Raw genomic sequence first — 16,564 nt, 5'->3', positions numbered from 1 at the left:
CGGCCGTGATCAGTACGGACGGATGTCGTCGCCGTAGCTCTTCCGGAAGAAGGCGAAGATCTCGAACAGCATTGATGGTCTCCTCGGCTGGTTCGCAATTCCCTTAACCCTAATTTAACCCTAATGCAATCTTAACCTTCTCCAGAGCGCCATTAACTCGTCCTTCAGTCCTATGTGAGACGAGGGTGCGCCATGATGCCGCTCTCGCTCACCTCCGTGTCGCCCCTCGGTGGCTTCGGCTTGCCTGGTGAAAGGCGCGAGCTGTCCGGGGCGGAGATCGAGCAAGGTTCCACGGCGGTTGTTGCGAATTCAGGTGCTGCCGAAGCTTCATGCGTAAGGGCGTCCGAAACCTTGCGAATTTTGCTGCTGGCTGAGATTGCCAACTTCACGCTGCTCCGGCGGCATCTTGGTGTCACGCGAAGCGACACGATCGTTGCCGAGCTGGTCGATCGCTGCGCCCAAATCCTCCCAGGCGCGCGGAGCCGCTCTTCGTCCGACAGGCTCGTCGCCATCGAGTTTGAGGCGGCGTCCCTTGAGGATGCGGAGGCTGCGGCTGCTCGGCTACAGCAGGGTTTTGCAGAGCCCTTCAACTTGGACCGGGAAACGCATGCGATTCGGCTGCGAATCGGCGGTGCCGCTGGACGCAACTGCGACTGTGAGGAGGTCCAACTCGCCGAGTGGGCGGAGAAAGCCCTTGCCGAAGCCCGGGCTGAAGGACGGGACATCATTCGCGATGTTGCCTCGACGCACTTAGGTGTCGATCCGCTCGAGCTCATCCACGAATTGCCGCGCGCGCTCCGCGAAGGGGAGATTTTTCTCCAGTACCAGCCAAAGGTGCGGGTGCGACAGCAAGAGGTTGCGAGCGCGGAGGCACTGGTTCGGTGGCGGCATCCGACCCGCGGATTGGTTCTGCCGGGTGAGTTCATCCAGGCGGCCGAACAGAGCCGCGGGATCGGCGCGCTGACGCTCTGGACCCTCGAGCAGGTACTCCGCGACCAGCGCATGCTCGCGCAGGCCGGCTACGACATTCCGATCTTTATCAACATCTCGGGCGTGCTGCTCGCAGATGCGGGGTTCGTCGATCAGGCTTGTGCCAGGCTCGGAGACCATGGCGCCAAGATCGGCTTCGAGATCACGGAAACCGCAGTGATCCGGGACCCTGAAAGTGCCATCCGCCACTTGCAGCGCTTTGCCGACATCGGGGTGGTGATCGCGATCGACGACTATGGTGCCGGCCTTTCGTCGCTCGCTTATCTGAAGCAGTTGCCCGCCAGCGAGCTCAAGATCGACAAGCTCTTCGTCACGCAGCTGACCAGCAGCAACCGGGATCCATTGATCGTGCGCTCCACGATCGATCTCGCCCATGCGCTGGATATGGAGGTCACCGCGGAAGGCGTGGAGACGCCGGCCGCGATGGCCCTGCTCAGCGTCATGGGCTGCGACTTGGTCCAGGGGTATCTCATCAGCCGCCCCGTGGAGATCGACGCGTTCCGCCAGTTTCTTGAAGAAGACGAGCATCTCAAGGCGCTTGATGGGCAGCGCTTCTCCTTCCTACGTTCCGACAGGCTGTGGAAGAGCGCCTGAAGTGAGGTGGCACTTCGCGGTCGGGCTGGGGGAGCGTGGCTTCAAGTCCGCATTGGGTTGTCGCGGAGCGCCTATTCTCTTGCTGCTCTCGTCGACGGCAACCTCAGCCGCGACTAACGGGCAGGATGTCGACGGGCTTGCCGCCGCAGCGGCCGCGAACGTGGTCTTCGACCCCGCCGGGGCGCTAAACCTTGCCGAGCGAGCAGAGCGGGAACTGCGCACGACGGCCGACCCTTCGCCCAGTTTGCACGCGCGGGTGTATGCCGTGCAAGCCGATGCCGCAGAGCGGCTAGGGCAGACGGCCCGGAGCCGCTTGCTTGTCGAGCAGGCGCTTGCGATCCTGGGGGACGCGTCCAATCCGAAGCTCAGGGGCGACTTGCTACTGACCCGCGGCGCCGTAAACACGACGCAAGGCGCAGTTTCAGCGGCACTTGCGGATTTTCAGAAATCCTATCGGTATTTCGTAGAGGCGAAGGATCGGCGTGGCCAGGCTATCGCGCTTACCCACCTGGCATCCCTGTATCGCGAGGGCGGCGATTTCGGCGGCGCGCACCGCTATTATCAGCAAGCTTTAGAAACAAGGCCACCGGCGAGCGTCGCTTTCGCGATCTACAACGGTCTCGGCAATGTGCTCACCGAGATGAGTCGGTACTCGCAGGCTTCCGCTGCATTTGAGCGGGCGCTTCAGTACGCGCCGCGGGAAAGCGCTGCCGTCCGAGCTCGGATCCTGGCCAACATGGCGCGGGCGCAGCTCAACGGCGGAAACTTGACGGCAGCAACTCGAACGGCGGCTGAGGGAATGCGGCTCGTAGCGCGTTCGGACGCGGCGGAAGTGCTGCCGCAAATCTACAGCGTAGCCGCGCGGGTGGAACTGGAGCGCGGCAATCTGATCCGCGCCCGGACCCTCATCGAGCGAAGCTTCGACGGTGTCCCGCCGACGGAGACCACCCTTGCGATGCGCGACAACCACCTGGTGGCTGCCCGCATCTACCAGCGCAGCGGGGAGCCCGAGAAAGCCGTCGAGCATCTGCTTGCGCTGCGCCGGCTGGACGAGCAGGCGCTGGAGATCGCCACCTCCGCCAAGGCAGCGCTGATGGGCGCGCGGTTCGACTTCCAGAACCAGGAATTGCGCATCGCGCGCCTCAAGGCCGAGGAACTGCGTCGGAACGTCGAATTCGAACGCTCGCGCACGCGTTTCCAGCAGATCCTGTTCGGCGGCATCGCTGCCGCTGTTGCGCTCCTGATTGGGCTGCTGACCTTCGGCCTCGTCACAATCCGCCGCAGCCGCAACGAGGTGCGCGCCGCCAACGTCGGCTTGGGCATCGCCAACGCCTCGCTGGAAAAGGCGCTCGCCGCAAAGACGGAGTTCCTGGCAACCACCAGTCACGAGATTCGCACGCCGCTCAACGGCATCCTCGGCATGACGCAGGTCATGCTCGCCGATTCGGCGCTGGAACCTGCCACGCGCGAGCGGGTGGACATCGTTCACGCCGCCGGCATGCGAATGCGCGGCATGGTCGACGACATCCTCGACGTCGCCAAGATGGAGAACGGCAACTTCACGATCGACACGACCACCGTCGATCTGCCCGCCACCCTGAAGGAGGCCACCCAGCTTTGGGAGGAGCAGGCGCAGGGGCGGGGGATCGCTTTCTCCCTGGAGTGCGCCGATGTGCCGCAATGGATCGAAAGCGATCCGACGCGGCTCCGCCAGATCGTCTTCAACCTGCTTTCCAACGCGCTGAAGTTCACCCATGCCGGCAGCATCGGGGTCCGGGCGACGGTGGTGGAAGGCGATGGTGCCCGACACTTGCAGATCGCCGTCCGCGATACCGGGATCGGTATCCCCGCGGACAAGCACGCGCAGATCTTCGAATCCTTCCGGCAGGTGGATGCCGGCACGACCCGCCAGTACGGCGGCACCGGCCTGGGGCTCACCATCTGCCGCAACCTTGCGGTTGCGCTCGGCGGGACAATCCGGGTGGAAAGCGTGGAGGGCGTGGGTTCGACCTTCACCGTCGTCCTGCCTCTGGTGGAGGCGCCGGCGCCGGCGATGGCCGATGGCACTGCCGGGGCGGCGGCCGGCATGCTGGTAGTCGATCGCAACCCGATCGTGCGCGGCATGATGCGCACGCTGTTCGCGCCGCATGTCCTCGAACTGCGCTTCGCGGCTAGCGTCGAGGAGGCGCTCGACGAACTTGCCAAGGGCGGGATCGCCCGAGTGCTGATCGACGAGGCCGCGTTGGAAGCCGAGACGGACGACCCGAAGACTCGAGTTGAGCCGATTGCAAGCGCCGCCCACGCGGTCGGCGCGACGACCACGATCCTCTGGCCCAACCTGGACGAGCGCACGCGCGCGGCGTTGGAGGCAGCGGGGATGGACCAGGTAATCGGCAAGCCGATCTCGGGCGCGCGGCTCGTGCAGCTGCTCTTCGCGACGAAACGCAGGAATCCGGGCGATTCGGCCCTTGTTTCATGCGCGGCATAGCGCAATAGCCTTGGACACCATGCCCCCGCTGCTTACCCTCGCCATGCCCTTCAGGATCCGGGGGCGATGAACATTCTGTTTGTCGAAGACGATGCCATGAATCGCCGGGTCGTGCGCGACATGCTGGACGTCGCCGGGGCCACCATGGCGGAAGCAGATCGGGCCGAAGAAGGCCTGCGCCGGATCGATGAGGAAGATTTCGACGTGGTGCTGGTCGACCTGCGCATGCCCGGCATGGACGGGCTCGAGGCGATCGGCCGCATCCGGGCCCGCGACGATGCCAAGCGTGACCTGCCCCTGATCGTCGTGACTGCCGACACCGCGCTCGACCTGCGCGAGCGCTGCATCGCCGCGGGTGCCGACGAGGTGCTGTTCAAGCCCGTCGCCATGGAGGCGCTGTTCGACGCGATTGGCCGTATCCTCGCGAGCAAGTCCGACGAGGACGCCATTCTCTTCTGACCTTGGGCGGCGGTGGCAGGTTTTCGGCTGCGGAAGGCAAGGTGCCATACGACCCGTCGACCTCAGTGCGCGGGCCTCCGCGGGCACGAGAGCCGGCGAGCAGCCGATTCCTTAGCCCCGAACTCGTATGTCCGCAGGGGCCCCCAGCAGCATGCCGACGCGTGGCGTCGGCGTGTTTTCCAGTGCTGGGGTCATGATCCCGCGCGGCAGCGGACCTCCCGGCACTTCGCTGCACAGCGACGGTGGAAACAAGGGAAAAAGGTTGAACGCGTCGCCCCGCGCTGGTAGGGGCAGCGCATACCGCCGCGGCCTGCGCTCCGGCGACCTTTTGCTATTGCACGAAACGAATCGGAGTTAGACGGCCTCATGCAAATCATCGTCCGCGACAACAACGTCGACCAGGCTCTGCGCGCGCTCAAGAAGAAGCTGCAGCGCGAAGGCGTGTATCGCGAGATGAAGCTTCGTCGTCACTACGAGAAGCCGAGCGAGAAGCGCGCTCGCGAGCGTGCGGCTGCCGTCCGCCGCGCCCGCAAGCTCGAGCGCAAGCGCGCGGAGCGTGACAACGCCCGGTAAGATTTCGCGTCCGGCGCCCGCACTCGGGTGCCGGATGTCGCTTCCTGGTCGGGTTTCCATCCTTCTTCATCGCCGTCGCGGCGCCGGTACGCGCCCCTGACATAAGCGGGATCGCTGTTCATGTCCGTCACTGCCGTCCCGCTCCAGCCCGTGAAGCGTCGCTACCTCGTCTGGCTCTGGATTGGCATCGCGCTGATCGTTGCGGCCGCGGCGGCGCTCGCCTGGGCCGGAACTCCGCACAGCAAGGTGACCGAGTCGGGTCTCCGCTACGAAATCATCGAACCGGGTACGGGCCCCGCGCCCACGGACGATGATGTCGCGCTGATCAACTATGTCGGCAAGCGTCCGGACGGCAGCGTGTTCGACCAGAACCAGCAGACTCCCATGCCGGTGCGCGGCGTGGTTCCAGGTTTTGCCGAAGCGCTGAAGATGATGCCGAAGGGGTCGAAGTACCGCTTCTGGATCCCGCCGCACCTTGGCTATGGCGCGCCGCGGCCGGCGGGTGCCCCGCCGCTCACGGGTGAACCGGCAGAACTGGCAAAGATCACGCTCCAGTTCGACGTCGAGCTGCTCGACTTCATCCCGGAGGCGGTGCTGCGTCAGCAGATGATGCAGCAGATGATGCAGGGCGGCGGCGCCGGTGGTGCGATGCCTGGCGGCGGCGCACCGGAAGGTCCCGGCCGCTAAGCCTCTGCGGAGCGCACGCCGCAGTCTGCCCGCATTCTCTCAAGCTTCGAAGGCCCGGCACGCCACACGGCATGTCGGGCCTTTTGCTGTTGGTGCGTTGGGCTTCCTCGTTCTTGCGGAGCTTCACCATTCCGGGTGCGGCGCGACAGTGAAGTTCCGGCACTGGAAACTATGGGCGAAGTACCCGCCCGCTGGGGACTCGATTGGGGACGTATGATGCTTCCGAACTGGAGTAGTACGGCCGGCCCGCTTCTTGAGTTAACCATGAAACGCTTCCTATAACCTGCCGGTAGCCGTATCCAGGCCGGGGGGTAGGGGATGAGCGGAGAGGCCGATCCATGGGTGCTGCCATCCGGCCCGGTCCCCACCGCGGGGCGGCGGGTCATGCGTTGGCAGCCCTCGCGCGGTGTCCTGCGAACTCGCCTGCTCTTGTTCCTGAGCTTGCTCGATCTCGTGGTGATTCTCGGCAGCTTCCTGTTCGTCGGCGCGCTCTACAGTTCCGGGGGCGCGCAGCAGGGGCTGGTGATCGGGCTCGCCATGCTCTCGATCTATTTCCTTTCCGCCTTCAGCAGCGGGGCCTTTGCCGTCTCCGTGATCGACCGCAGGAGCAGTGGAGTAGCGTGCGCGCTCCGTTCCATGCTATTCGCAGCAGGGGCGGTCCTGTTCACCGCCTTCTACCTGCGGGCAAGTGCGGATTTGTCGCGAGTCATCGTTGCAGGCGGGACACTCGTCAGCCTTGCTGCCCTGGCGGTCGCGCGGAGTTTGTTCCTCCGCAACGCGCGGCGCATCATCGGCGGCAACCCGTACAATGTGGTGCTTCTTTCGGACGGTGGGGCGTTTCGCAGGACCGGCGCGGGCGAATACTCTACCATCCTGGCGGCTTCTAGCTTCGAGCCAGGGCGGCACGATCCGATGATGTACGATCGTCTCGCCGTGGCGCTGCAGAAGGCGGATCGGGTCGTAGTCGCCTGTTCCGCCGAGCGGAGGCACGCGTGGGTGCATGCGCTGCAAGGGGCAAATGTCCAGGGGGAGGTGCTGACGCCGGAACTGGCAGCTTTGGCTCCGCTGGGTGTGGCGCACTTCGGTGAAGATCCGACCCTCATCGTTGCGAAGGGGCCGCTCCGGGTGGAGGAGAGGCTCGTCAAGCGCCTGTTCGACATCGCGGTCGCCGGCGGCGCGCTGCTGCTGCTGGCGCCGATATTCGCGGCGATCGCGCTGGCGATCCGGATGGAGTCGCCGGGCCCTGTCTTGTTCGTTCAACGCCGGATCGGCCGCGGAAACCGGATGTTCCACATGCTGAAGTTTCGCAGCATGCGCCCGGAGCGGTGCGACGAAGACGGAAGCGCCTCCACCACGCGGGATGATGACCGGATCACGCGCGTCGGACGATTGCTCCGCCGCACCAGCCTCGACGAGCTGCCGCAGCTGGTGAACGTTCTTGCGGGCAACATGTCGATCGTCGGCCCTCGTCCGCACGCGCTCGGGTCGCGGGCGGAGGATCAGCTGTTCTGGGAAATAGACGACCGCTACTGGCATCGGCACGCGGCGAAACCGGGGCTGACCGGCCTGGCGCAGGTGCGTGGCTATCGCGGCGCCACCAACCACCGGAGTGATCTGGTCAACCGGCTGCAGGCCGATCTCGAGTATCTGCATGGTTGGACGATCTGGCGGGACATGCTGATCGTCGCGCAAACCGTCCGAGTGCTCGTACACCGCAACGCCTTTTGAAGGCATCAGGCGCACGCTTCGAGCCCCTCGCGGCCCCAAATCCCATCAGAATGCGTTGCGATGTACCAGCACGCGGAAGGTCTGCAGGACCAGCACTAGGTCGCGCCAGATCGTCCAGGAGTCGAGATAGGCGAGATCCGCCTGCAGCCGGTTGATCAGATCGCGGTCCGTCTCCGTGTTCCCGCGGAACCCTCGCACCTGTGCCAGGCCGGTGAGCCCGGGCTTTACCGCGTGGCGGTTCCAATAGTGCGAAGACACCTCCCAATAGAGGGAGTCGCCGGCCAGGGCGCCGGTCGCGTGCGGGCGCGGGCCGACGATGCTCATGTCGCCAAGCAGGACGTTCAGGATCTGCGGCAGTTCGTCCAGGCTGGTCTTCCGAATGAAGCGGCCGACGCGGGTGACGCGCGGGTCATCCCGGGTGGTGAGCTTATTCGCGTTATGATCAAGCTTGCCGACATGCATGCTGCGGAACTTGAGCATGCGAAACAGGCGATTGCCCTGACCGACACGGTTCTGTGCAAACAGCACCGGGCCGGGCGAGTCGAGCTTGATAGCGATGGCCACCAGGATCATCACCGGTGCCAGCATCGGCAGCGCCAGCAACACGATCGACAGGTCGAACATCCGCTTGAGGCAACGGTCGACCGTGTTGAGCGGACCGACTGCGACGAGGGCGGTCGACGTCCCGTGATAATGAGTCGCGCCGATCGCGCCGATCGCATCGAGTTCGGGGGCCAGCACCTCCACGTTCACGCCAGCACCCTTGAGCGCCAGCGACCAGACGGCGCGCCGCTCAAGAGGGCAGGCGACGATCACGCGATCGGCATGGCAGATCATGCCGCCGATCCGGCTGAGCATCATCGGATCGTTGATGTCGGGCGCGAGGCCGATCTGCTCCACGTCGATCCGCAACGCGCTGCATGCGTCGGGTGGCTGGATGCCGTCGACGAGCACGATCTCGCTGTCCGGACTGCCGCCGAGGCGCGCCAGGGCGAAGCGCGCATACAGCGCGCGCGAGAGCACCAGGGCGACGCAGCTTGCGAGGGTGCCGGCGACGACCACGACGCGCGATAGGTCTTCGGAAGCCTTGAAGACGAAGCCCAGGCCGATCGCGATGATCGAGGCCGCGAGCATGGCGAAACAGGCGCGCCGCGTGCTGCGAGTCGCGCTGATCATCGCCGTCGGCCGATACGCCTCCCGCTGCACCGCGAGGACGAAATACAGGGGCAGGATTAGGATGAGGAGGGTGGTGAGGCGGTTGCTCGTGACCTCGCCCAGCCGCAGCCACCCGACGAACCCCGTCGCGGCGGTGATCGCGAGCATGTCGAGCAGGATGAGGCCGAGCGCCAGCCGAACCCGGATGGCATGCTTGGCGGAGGCGCGCGGATGCACCTGCTTCTCGGTATCGGCAGCCGTCGTGGCCCGCGCTTCGTCGGCCGCGCTCAGGATAGTTGATGCAACCATGACCCTGTTCCTGCACCTTCTGCATGGCCTTGTCGAGCCGAGCGTCCGGGAGATGCTGCGCCGCAACCTAGCTCGTCGGTTTGTTCCCGCGTCAGCGGATGGCGGCCTAAGTGCCACGGGATGAACCGAAACTTTCTCGGCCTTGTCTCAGCAGGAGCCGGCACTGGTCGAATCCTGCGACTGGATCCTTCGCGGCAGCCCGTGGCGTGCGTACGGTTGTGCGGCCGCACGCGCCCGTTTACCGCGTCAGTGAGACGGGCAAATCGCCCATCAGTAGAGAGGCTTGTTCAGTGGTGGAGGCCTACGAAAGCTTCAAGGACGTGCTCGCGCCGTTCGGCCAAATAGGCCGATCAATAGCCCATATTCATATCGGCTTGGCTCTTTTCGTCGGCGGCGCAGTGCTGTCGCGTCGGGGATACGGCTCCGGTTGGTTGTTGCTTCTGCTGTTTGCGCTGGAACTCGTTAACGAGGCGGCAGACATCGCGGAAGGTTGGCCACACATCCAGTCTTGGCGGATCCGTGATACGGTAGGCGATGTGGTGAACACGATGCTGTGGCCAGTGGTTTTATACCTAGTCGCGAAAGTGCAGGGACGGGAGCATGCTGCGGCAGACATCGGCATGGATGTGGCGCCACCAGACTGACGGGAGCGCGATATAGGGTTGACCTTTCCAGGCGTGGAGCCGAACCGAAGCCTTCCGCAACCACCGAGACAAACGCCGTATGCACCTTCAGTCCGCGGTCAGAATGCCACTTCCGGCTCGCGCCGGCGTCCATCGGGTGACCGCGAAACCCCGCAACGGCGTGATTTTCATCACGATGGCGGTTCTGTTGGTGTTCAACATCGCCCTTGCAAAGGCGGGGTTCACGGCGGGCGGCACCCCAGTCACTTTTGGCTACATCCTTCTGGGTGCCGTGGCTCCGTTTGCGCTGATCGGCTTGGTTCGTAGGTCGGTGCTTTCACCATCGGCGTTCGTGCACCTATTGATCGGCTATCTGCCGATCGGCCTACTGGCGCTGTATAAGATCCAGACCTACACAGCGAGCCCGGTTGCCTTACTCGTGATGGGCACCGTGTTTTTGCTGCTGCCGGCGATCATCCTCGGGATACTCTCGCCGTACTTGGAAGAGCTCACCGAGGCACAGATTCTCTCTGTACTAAAGTGGTGCGTTCGGTTCGCCGTCGCATGGGGTCTGCTGAATTTCACGCTCTACTTCCTCACCAAGCAGTTCATCGCGATCCCGTACCTTACGATGAATGCGGCAGACGCGGCGGAGGTGTTTTCCAAGAATAACCGCCGAGGACCGTTGATGAAGCTTGTTTCAACATACAACAACGGAAATATCTTCGGCGTTTGCATGATCATGCTGGGGCCGATCTATATTCATGCGGAGAATAAAAAGTCCTGGGTGGCGGCATTCATTGTGGCGGTCATGCTTACGCTGAGTCGATCTGCATGGGCTGGTTTGCTGCTGATGGGGGCGATGATGGTTGTGGTTGGTCAGTTGAAGATAAACCGCGGACCTTTGTGGATCGCCATCTTGGTCGTCGCTGCACTCCTAATGACGATCATGCCCTTGCTTGGCTGGACAAGTGACAACCTCTTCGATGCGAACTTGGGCGGGCGACTTCACCAGATCTCCGACCTTCAATGGACATGGTGGGGCGCTCAGAGGATCCAGATTTCAGAGATCCTGTATGCAGGCCTGCTGCAGAGTTTCGGTGTCGCTGGAGGCTTGTTGGCGCTGCTCGCATTAGGAATGGGAGCCTTGTACGGCTTCAGCAACTTCCAGCGACTTTCGATGCTGCGCAAGGCTGCGCTGGCGGGCTTGTTGTGCTATCTTGGCATCGCGGCGTCCGATGCAGCGTTCATTTTCCCACCGACGATGGCGACGTTCCTGTTCTTGAACGCGATGGTGTATCGGCGCGGCTATCGCGGCGCGATCCCGGGGAGGCCGAACCCCGCCACTGCCGCGCGGGGCTGATGTCGCGGCTGTTCGTTTCTGTCACCGACCGTAGCAGCTCTGTGCCGGGGCAGCATGTCTCGCTGGCTTTACTTCAAAGCGAGTCGATCCTAGCGGCACCCTAGCGTGCGGTGTGCGGCTGCTTGCGTCATCCATTCAACGAGGTGTCCGCTTGAACGTTCTTTACGTCCGCGAAAACGTCGACAAGCCGAACTGGGGTGCTCGCGCCACCAGCATGGCGCTGCGAGAGATCATCGCGTCACAGCACGCGATCATCGGCGCCGTGCGAAGCGGGCCGATGGGGCGGTGGTATCGGGATGCGCATCATACGTCTCCGGCACTCTACGATCGAGTATGCGCCATCCTGGATCGTGAGAAGGTGAAGGCTGCGCCGGGTATCGGCGCGGCCGCGAGAGCCGTTATGGCTGGTTTGGGTGTGCCCCGGGGCATGGGTCATGATCTTGATGAGAATGCCCGTCTGATCGCGCGGGCTGGAGAGCATGTTCCGGAAGTCGCGCGCGTCCTGAAGGATCTCGAGCGTAGCGATGCACTGATGATGAACCTGGAAGGAGACGGGATTTTTCCGGAACAGCCGCGCCGGCATCTCCTGTTCTTTCTCACGCTTGCCCATCTCGCAAAGCGGCAGGGGAAGGGCGTCTACATCCTGAACGGTATGCTTTCGCCGGATCCGCGCAACGGGATCAACTCGGAAACCTTGGAAGTTGCTCGGGGAGTGTTCGAGGCGGCGGACCTGCTGGTGTTGCGTGAACAGGCCTCGAAGCGCTTTCAGGAGGCGCACATGCCTGCCGCGAACGCCTTCATGCGCCCTGATGCGGTGTTTACGTGGCGGGACCGGTTCGCCGATGACTCTGGCGGCGAGCGCTACGACCCCAGCGCGCTATGGCCGTTCTTCGACCGTTCTCCTGTGCCAATGCCTGCCGTTCTCGACAAGCCCTACGCCGTAGTCGGCGGCAGTTCGTCGGCGCAGTGGGCGAACGGCACGGCCCCGGCCGCCTATCGGGCCCTCGTGACGGCGCTCAAGAAGCTGGGGCTAGGCGTTGTCATCGTCGAATCCTGCCACGGTGACAGCTTCCTGCATGGTGTTGCCAAAGCGACGGACACACCGATCATCCCGGTGGACGTTCCTATCAGTGCTGCGGTCGCGCTGCTCGCCAACGCACGCGTGTTCGTCAGCGGTCGGTGGCATCCGTCCATCATGGCATCGCTGAACGGCACGCCAAGCGTGTTCCTGGGATCCAACTCGCACAAGACCTTGAGCATTCAGGAGCAGCTTTCCTATCCGGATCCGCACGAGTATCCGGTGGTGCCGAACGCGGGCGAGATCGACGCGATCGTGGCCGAGGCCGAGGACCTTCTCCAAGGTGGCGCCAGCGTTCGCCAGCGGATCGCCGCTGCCTCAGCGCATTTGGCGGCAGACGCCGCTTCATTGAAGGCCCTGCTGTAGGAGCGGCCCGGGAGGAGCCGTCTCTCCTACGTTCGGCTGCGCTCCCCCGCTAAGGAAAGCAGCGCGTGCGCGATCCTTTCGGATGCCCGTCCGTCGATGTCGCCCAACGCTTGGTCGAACAGGGCGGGTGCTGGAACAACGGGTTGCGTCGTCGCCGTCAGAACGAGCGAACCCAGTTCGTCGGAGTCGGCTGTCGTGTCGATGCCGAGTCCGGGGATGGCAGCGGCTTTGGCACCTTCTGCGGGGCGGGCGAAGGCTGCGACCGGTAGGCTGACGCTTGCGCACGGCATCCCACAGGCTGCCGCCTCCAGCAGTGCGGAAGAGTAGAAACCGATCGCCATGTCATGGCGCGCGAGCTGATCGTACAGCGGTTCCGTCGTCGAGATCCGTGCGAAGGACCCGATCGGTGCGATCATCCGCTCGAGGCGCTCCAGTTCCCCCGTATCAGAGCGGGGATGGGCGCGTAGGGTCACGGCAAGCTTCCGTCTGGCGCTGGCGCTCGCCAGTCCGGACACGAGCGTTTGCTCGGCTGCCCGGACAGCTTTCTGAGACACCTTACCGTCGCGGCCGAAGGGCTGGTGCAGGACGACGACGCGTAGCCGCCCCTGTTCGTCCGGCGCTCGATCTCGCCAGCGGCCGGCGACAGCGGGAAGGGTATCGAAGCGGGGCGCGGCTACCGTGACGATACGATTTGGATCAAGTCCACGTGCTTCAATCCGCCTCGCGCGCGCCGGCGAGGTCGGAAGAAACAGATCGTGTGTCCGGCCGCTTTGATCGCGTAGCGGCATCAATCCGAGCCTGTAGAGCATACGATCCCGCCACGTCGCCGAGGCCTGAGCGGGGCGCCCGGTCACCATCCCGCTGAAAGGCCCCTCATCGATTTGTGCGAGGCGCGTCCCTGTACGGCCGCAGGCCTGAATGAGCGCCTGCTCAGGTATGCCGTGATTGTGGCAGAGCAGCACTACGCCAACGCGATGGACGCGCAGCAACTCGGAGAGATGTTCCACGATCCGTCGAAAGCGTGCGGTGCCACCTGATACCAACAGATTTGCGGCGGCAGTACGGAACACAGAGCGCATGCCTACACTGGCCGGGGTGATGGTCAGCACCTCCGCACCGACGCCCGAGTAGCTGGCGGCGGCGCGCGTGTCGAACTGAGAGAGGTCGATCACGAGGCGGTCACCGCCAGGGTCAATCCTGGTCAACGCGGCCAATATGCTGCCGATCGTCAGGGGATGCGAACCGCCGGAACCGGCCAGAGCGATTGTTGAGGTCATGACCTGCCGTTACCGGTGCTCGGCGCAGCGCTGCAAGTAGCGCCGGCCTTACGGATATTTGCTGGCGTTTGAGGATGCCCCCAACGCTTTTCTGCGGAAGCGTCCGGGCCACAGCTTGGTCAACACCAGACGCAGCATTTCGGGGTGGCGCAACGAAAACCAGAGGCCGGAGAGTAGCGCTGCTCCGCCGAGCACGGGAAGTCGCCACCAGAGACTCTCCGGCGAGAGCCATTCCACCTGCAAGAAGGAGGGAAGCAGCGCTGTCGCGATCAGGGTACCGCCCAGCACGAGCGCCTCGACCGCGGGGAAGGTACGATCACGCAGCTTCCGGTTCAGCGCGAGCCACGTGAACAGCACCGCCAGCAGTGCGGTGAACAGCGAGCCGAAGACAGCGCCTGAGAGGCCAAAGCTGTGCGCGAGTGCGTAGGTGGCCGTCAAACCGATCAAGGTCGACATGCCCGTTATCAGCGGCATGAACTTGACTTCCCCGCGATCAAGCAAAGCCTTGATCAAGAGGCCTTGCATAGAGGAGACGAAGTTGGCGGTGACGAACAGGGGCGCATAGGCACCTGCTGCGTGATAGGGTGCTGGAAAAAGTAAGCGGAACGCTTCCGGAAGCACTGCGATGACCAGCAACGCCATCCCTGCCTGTATCGTAAGGAACAATGCGCCTGTCGAATTCAGGACGTGGGCAACCGCCTCCTCGCCCTTGCGCATCTCACGATAGAAGAACGGCTCGAACGCCCGGTTGAATGCGGTGCTGGTGAGCTGCAGAACGGAGGCTGGGGCCAAGGCCGCATTGTAGATGCCCAGGCTGGCAAGGTTCAGCGAACCAGCGATCACTACGCGATTACCGCGAGTACGGCCCCACTTCATCAACTCATGTGGCAGCTGGGGAAATGAGAACCGGCGAACCGAGCGACGAATAAGAGCGCGTACGCTCGCGTCCTCCTCGGGTGGCAAACGTGGCTGGATGGTATGGTATAGTTCGTACGCCGCCGTCAGGCCGAAAACAGCAACGCGCGTGCCGATCACACCCATCAGTCCCCAGTCGAACACGAACAGGATCAACAGCGTAGTCGCGGTGAGCCCGATCATGCGCGAGAGTGCCAGGATTGCGAACGATCGCGCGTCTTCCTGCGCACGATAGGTGGTGCCAGCGAGATTGTTGATCCGTTGGAACCAGGCCGAAGCAATCGTGAGACCGAATCCGATCACGATTTCGACCGGCTGTGGCTTCAGCGCGTCATACCCGATCAAGGCCAGGGCGATGAGAGCCATCATCGCGCTAGATCCGATCAGCGCCAGTCTCTGGAAGTAGCTGACGATCGTGGGACCACTGAACACCATGTCGCCATGTCGGCGTTCGTCATAGTACGTACGCACTGCGCCGCCCGAGAGGCCAAGATCCATCAGCAGTACGAACAGTTGCTCGAACGAGAGCAGCAGTCCGAACAGGCCGAACTCGCGAACCGGCAGGATATGTGCGTACGCTGGCGTAAGCAGCAGCGAGAATGCGCTCTGAAGCGAGCCGAGCCCCAGATAGATGAGCATGCGGTTGCGAAAGGAGGTTCTTGCCACGTCAGGCGTTCCTGCCCACCAGCCTAGGCTCGATCAGCGAGGCTGCGGCCTGCACACTCCGCGCCACGGCTCGTCCGTCGAGCGGCCCTACCTCCGAACTGATATCGATATCGGGTGCAGCGGCACTCATGAGCGCCGCTAGTACGCTTTGCCTCACCTCGTCCGCAGTCTGTGCGCAATGGATGTCGGAGCGGACGAACCAATCCTGCTTGTCCGCTTCCAACTTGGCGGTAAAACCTGCGAGGGGCACAGGAACGCACACGACAGGTACGTCAAGGATGATGCTTTCAAGCAAGCCGATCGAATAGTGCCCCACTACACAGTTGGCTGTTTGAAGCAGGTCAGGCAGAGCCCCCTCGCTAGAAAGCGTGAAGGGAACTTCCATCATCTGCTCGATACGTTGCATTGTTTGGGCATCACTTCGTGGATGCGCTCGCAGGATGAGTTCGAACGGTGCGGCGCGATAGGCGGTGTTCAGGCCAGCAACCAAGGTTTCGAACAGCGGGTAGGCCACCTCTGGCCTGACGCGGCCCTGTTTCACAAAAGGTTGGAAAACATACACGATGCGGCGCTTGCCATGCCGCTGCGTGTAGGCTGGTTCAAGCGTGTCGAACCTTGGCACCCCGGTGACACGGATGGTGTCTTTCGCAACTCCGGCAGCTTCGAATCGTCGACGATAGCTTTCGGAGCACGCTAGCACGAGGTCGTGACCGTAGGTGCCGTAGGGCATCGTCGGGGGCAGCAGGTGCGCCGCACGAGCGATCCGCGCGAAGCGCTTCTTCAGGGTTCTGCCCGGCCTCTCCTGCTTAGGCCGTACGATGCTGAAGGGACCTTCCTGGACCAGCATCGATGCAGCACCTTCGGCGCGCGCCGCTTTCAGGAAGGCGCGTTGCGCGAAGAAGGTGTCGTTGCATGACACGATCAAGTGAGGACGAAGCCCCCGGAACAGCTTGCGCGCGCGCCGTACGATGCGATCGAACGCGAACTGGCCGCCGTTGAACACGAGGTTCATGCTGGCGCCCTGCGAGGTCCCTTTGGTGAAGTTAATCAAGCCGAACTGTTCGGGCGCAAGCTCCATTAGTTCGCCAGGTCCGGTCCAGTTCAGCTTGGATGTCGTCCGGGTGTTGAATGCTTCAGTATCGAGGACGATCAGTCGGGCCTGCGGGTAACGCTCCAACAGACCCTGCGCGAGAAGTCCCAGTGTGACAGTGGCCGAGCCGGCTACTGCCAAGAAGCAAATCGTCGGGCGAGCGGTATCGCGCATCGTTTCTCCTGCCGCGCTACTGGAGGGCG

General features: G+C 63.6%; 13 protein-coding genes. 9 read left to right on the top strand and 4 right to left on the bottom strand.

Going from position 1 to position 16,564, the window contains the following annotated elements; all coding sequences use genetic code 11:
- The first annotated feature begins 192 nt into the window (after positions 1-192).
- The 6 genes from ABDZ92_RS13235 (at position 193) to ABDZ92_RS13210 (ending at position 7,519) form a co-directional block, all read left to right on the top strand.
- Positions 193-1,584 carry a GGDEF domain-containing phosphodiesterase gene (locus ABDZ92_RS13235; RefSeq protein WP_241211861.1) on the top strand — a complete coding sequence of 464 codons (1,392 nt, stop codon included), beginning with the start codon at positions 193-195 and terminating at the stop codon, positions 1,582-1,584.
- Positions 1,532-4,072 (top strand): sensor histidine kinase, encoded by a 2,541-nt coding sequence (locus tag ABDZ92_RS13230; protein ID WP_125961045.1) that lies wholly within the window; start codon positions 1,532-1,534, stop codon positions 4,070-4,072. The genes ABDZ92_RS13235 and ABDZ92_RS13230 overlap by 53 nt, the downstream gene beginning before the upstream one ends.
- A gap of 66 nt (positions 4,073-4,138) precedes the next feature.
- Positions 4,139-4,531 carry a response regulator gene (locus ABDZ92_RS13225; protein WP_125961044.1) on the top strand — a complete coding sequence of 131 codons (393 nt, stop codon included), beginning with the start codon at positions 4,139-4,141 and terminating at the stop codon, positions 4,529-4,531.
- 366 nt (positions 4,532-4,897) lie between these two features.
- Positions 4,898-5,104 (top strand): 30S ribosomal protein S21, encoded by a 207-nt coding sequence (gene rpsU, locus ABDZ92_RS13220; protein WP_125961043.1) that lies wholly within the window; start codon positions 4,898-4,900, stop codon positions 5,102-5,104.
- 120 nt (positions 5,105-5,224) lie between these two features.
- Positions 5,225-5,791, top strand: a complete 567-nt coding sequence (locus tag ABDZ92_RS13215; RefSeq protein ID WP_125961042.1) for an FKBP-type peptidyl-prolyl cis-trans isomerase — start codon at positions 5,225-5,227, stop codon at positions 5,789-5,791.
- 384 nt (positions 5,792-6,175) lie between these two features.
- Entirely contained in the window at positions 6,176-7,519 is a 1,344-nt protein-coding gene (locus tag ABDZ92_RS13210) for an exopolysaccharide biosynthesis polyprenyl glycosylphosphotransferase (protein ID WP_164521287.1), read from the top strand.
- A gap of 45 nt (positions 7,520-7,564) precedes the next feature.
- On the opposite strand, the gene ABDZ92_RS13205 is transcribed toward ABDZ92_RS13210, so the two are convergent.
- Entirely contained in the window at positions 7,565-8,983 is a 1,419-nt protein-coding gene (locus ABDZ92_RS13205) for a sugar transferase (RefSeq protein ID WP_125961040.1), read from the bottom strand.
- 290 nt (positions 8,984-9,273) lie between these two features.
- On the opposite strand from ABDZ92_RS13205, the gene ABDZ92_RS13200 reads away from it, so the two are divergent.
- The 3 genes from ABDZ92_RS13200 (at position 9,274) to ABDZ92_RS13190 (ending at position 12,413) form a co-directional block, all read left to right on the top strand.
- Positions 9,274-9,627 carry a hypothetical protein gene (locus ABDZ92_RS13200; RefSeq protein ID WP_125961039.1) on the top strand — a complete coding sequence of 118 codons (354 nt, stop codon included), beginning with the start codon at positions 9,274-9,276 and terminating at the stop codon, positions 9,625-9,627.
- A 136-nt stretch (positions 9,628-9,763) separates the two neighbouring features.
- Positions 9,764-10,969 (top strand): hypothetical protein, encoded by a 1,206-nt coding sequence (locus ABDZ92_RS13195; protein WP_125961038.1) that lies wholly within the window; start codon positions 9,764-9,766, stop codon positions 10,967-10,969.
- Positions 10,970-11,120: 151 nt separating this feature from the next.
- Positions 11,121-12,413 (top strand): polysaccharide pyruvyl transferase family protein, encoded by a 1,293-nt coding sequence (locus ABDZ92_RS13190; protein WP_125961037.1) that lies wholly within the window; start codon positions 11,121-11,123, stop codon positions 12,411-12,413.
- A gap of 26 nt (positions 12,414-12,439) precedes the next feature.
- Here ABDZ92_RS13190 and ABDZ92_RS13185 read toward each other — a convergent pair whose 3' ends face one another.
- The 3 genes from ABDZ92_RS13185 to ABDZ92_RS13175 are packed head-to-tail and all read right to left on the bottom strand — an operon-like array spanning position 12,440 to position 16,535.
- The gene (locus ABDZ92_RS13185; protein ID WP_125961036.1) at positions 12,440-13,690 is read right to left on the bottom strand and encodes a hypothetical protein; all 1,251 of its coding nucleotides are present in this window, start codon (positions 13,688-13,690) and stop codon (positions 12,440-12,442) included.
- Positions 13,691-13,738: 48 nt separating this feature from the next.
- Positions 13,739-15,271: a lipopolysaccharide biosynthesis protein gene (locus tag ABDZ92_RS13180; protein ID WP_125961035.1), complete on the bottom strand. Its 1,533-nt coding sequence runs from the start codon at positions 15,269-15,271 to the stop codon at positions 13,739-13,741.
- Position 15,272: 1 nt separating this feature from the next.
- Complete coding sequence (locus ABDZ92_RS13175) at positions 15,273-16,535, bottom strand: hypothetical protein (protein ID WP_125961034.1); 1,263 nt, start codon at positions 16,533-16,535, stop codon at positions 15,273-15,275.
- Positions 16,536-16,564 lie beyond the last annotated feature (29 nt).

It is taken from the genome of Sphingomonas molluscorum (assembly GCF_039522995.1).
GTDB classification, from domain to species: domain Bacteria; phylum Pseudomonadota; class Alphaproteobacteria; order Sphingomonadales; family Sphingomonadaceae; genus Sphingomonas; species Sphingomonas molluscorum.
The sequence above is the reverse complement of the archived record's forward strand: the minus strand, read 5'-3'. Positions and strand labels throughout refer to the sequence as shown.

Coding starts and splice junctions, on each gene's coding strand:
- ABDZ92_RS13235 (WP_241211861.1), top strand. CDS start 193: ATGATGCCGCTCTCGCTCACCTCCGTGTCGCCCCTCGGTGGCTTCGGC.
- ABDZ92_RS13230 (WP_125961045.1), top strand. CDS start 1,532: ATGGGCAGCGCTTCTCCTTCCTACGTTCCGACAGGCTGTGGAAGAGCG.
- ABDZ92_RS13225 (WP_125961044.1), top strand. CDS start 4,139: ATGAACATTCTGTTTGTCGAAGACGATGCCATGAATCGCCGGGTCGTG.
- rpsU (WP_125961043.1), top strand. CDS start 4,898: ATGCAAATCATCGTCCGCGACAACAACGTCGACCAGGCTCTGCGCGCG.
- ABDZ92_RS13215 (WP_125961042.1), top strand. CDS start 5,225: ATGTCCGTCACTGCCGTCCCGCTCCAGCCCGTGAAGCGTCGCTACCTC.
- ABDZ92_RS13210 (WP_164521287.1), top strand. CDS start 6,176: ATGCGTTGGCAGCCCTCGCGCGGTGTCCTGCGAACTCGCCTGCTCTTG.
- ABDZ92_RS13205 (WP_125961040.1), bottom strand. CDS start 8,983: ATGGTTGCATCAACTATCCTGAGCGCGGCCGACGAAGCGCGGGCCACG.
- ABDZ92_RS13185 (WP_125961036.1), bottom strand. CDS start 13,690: ATGACCTCAACAATCGCTCTGGCCGGTTCCGGCGGTTCGCATCCCCTG.
- ABDZ92_RS13175 (WP_125961034.1), bottom strand. CDS start 16,535: ATGCGCGATACCGCTCGCCCGACGATTTGCTTCTTGGCAGTAGCCGGC.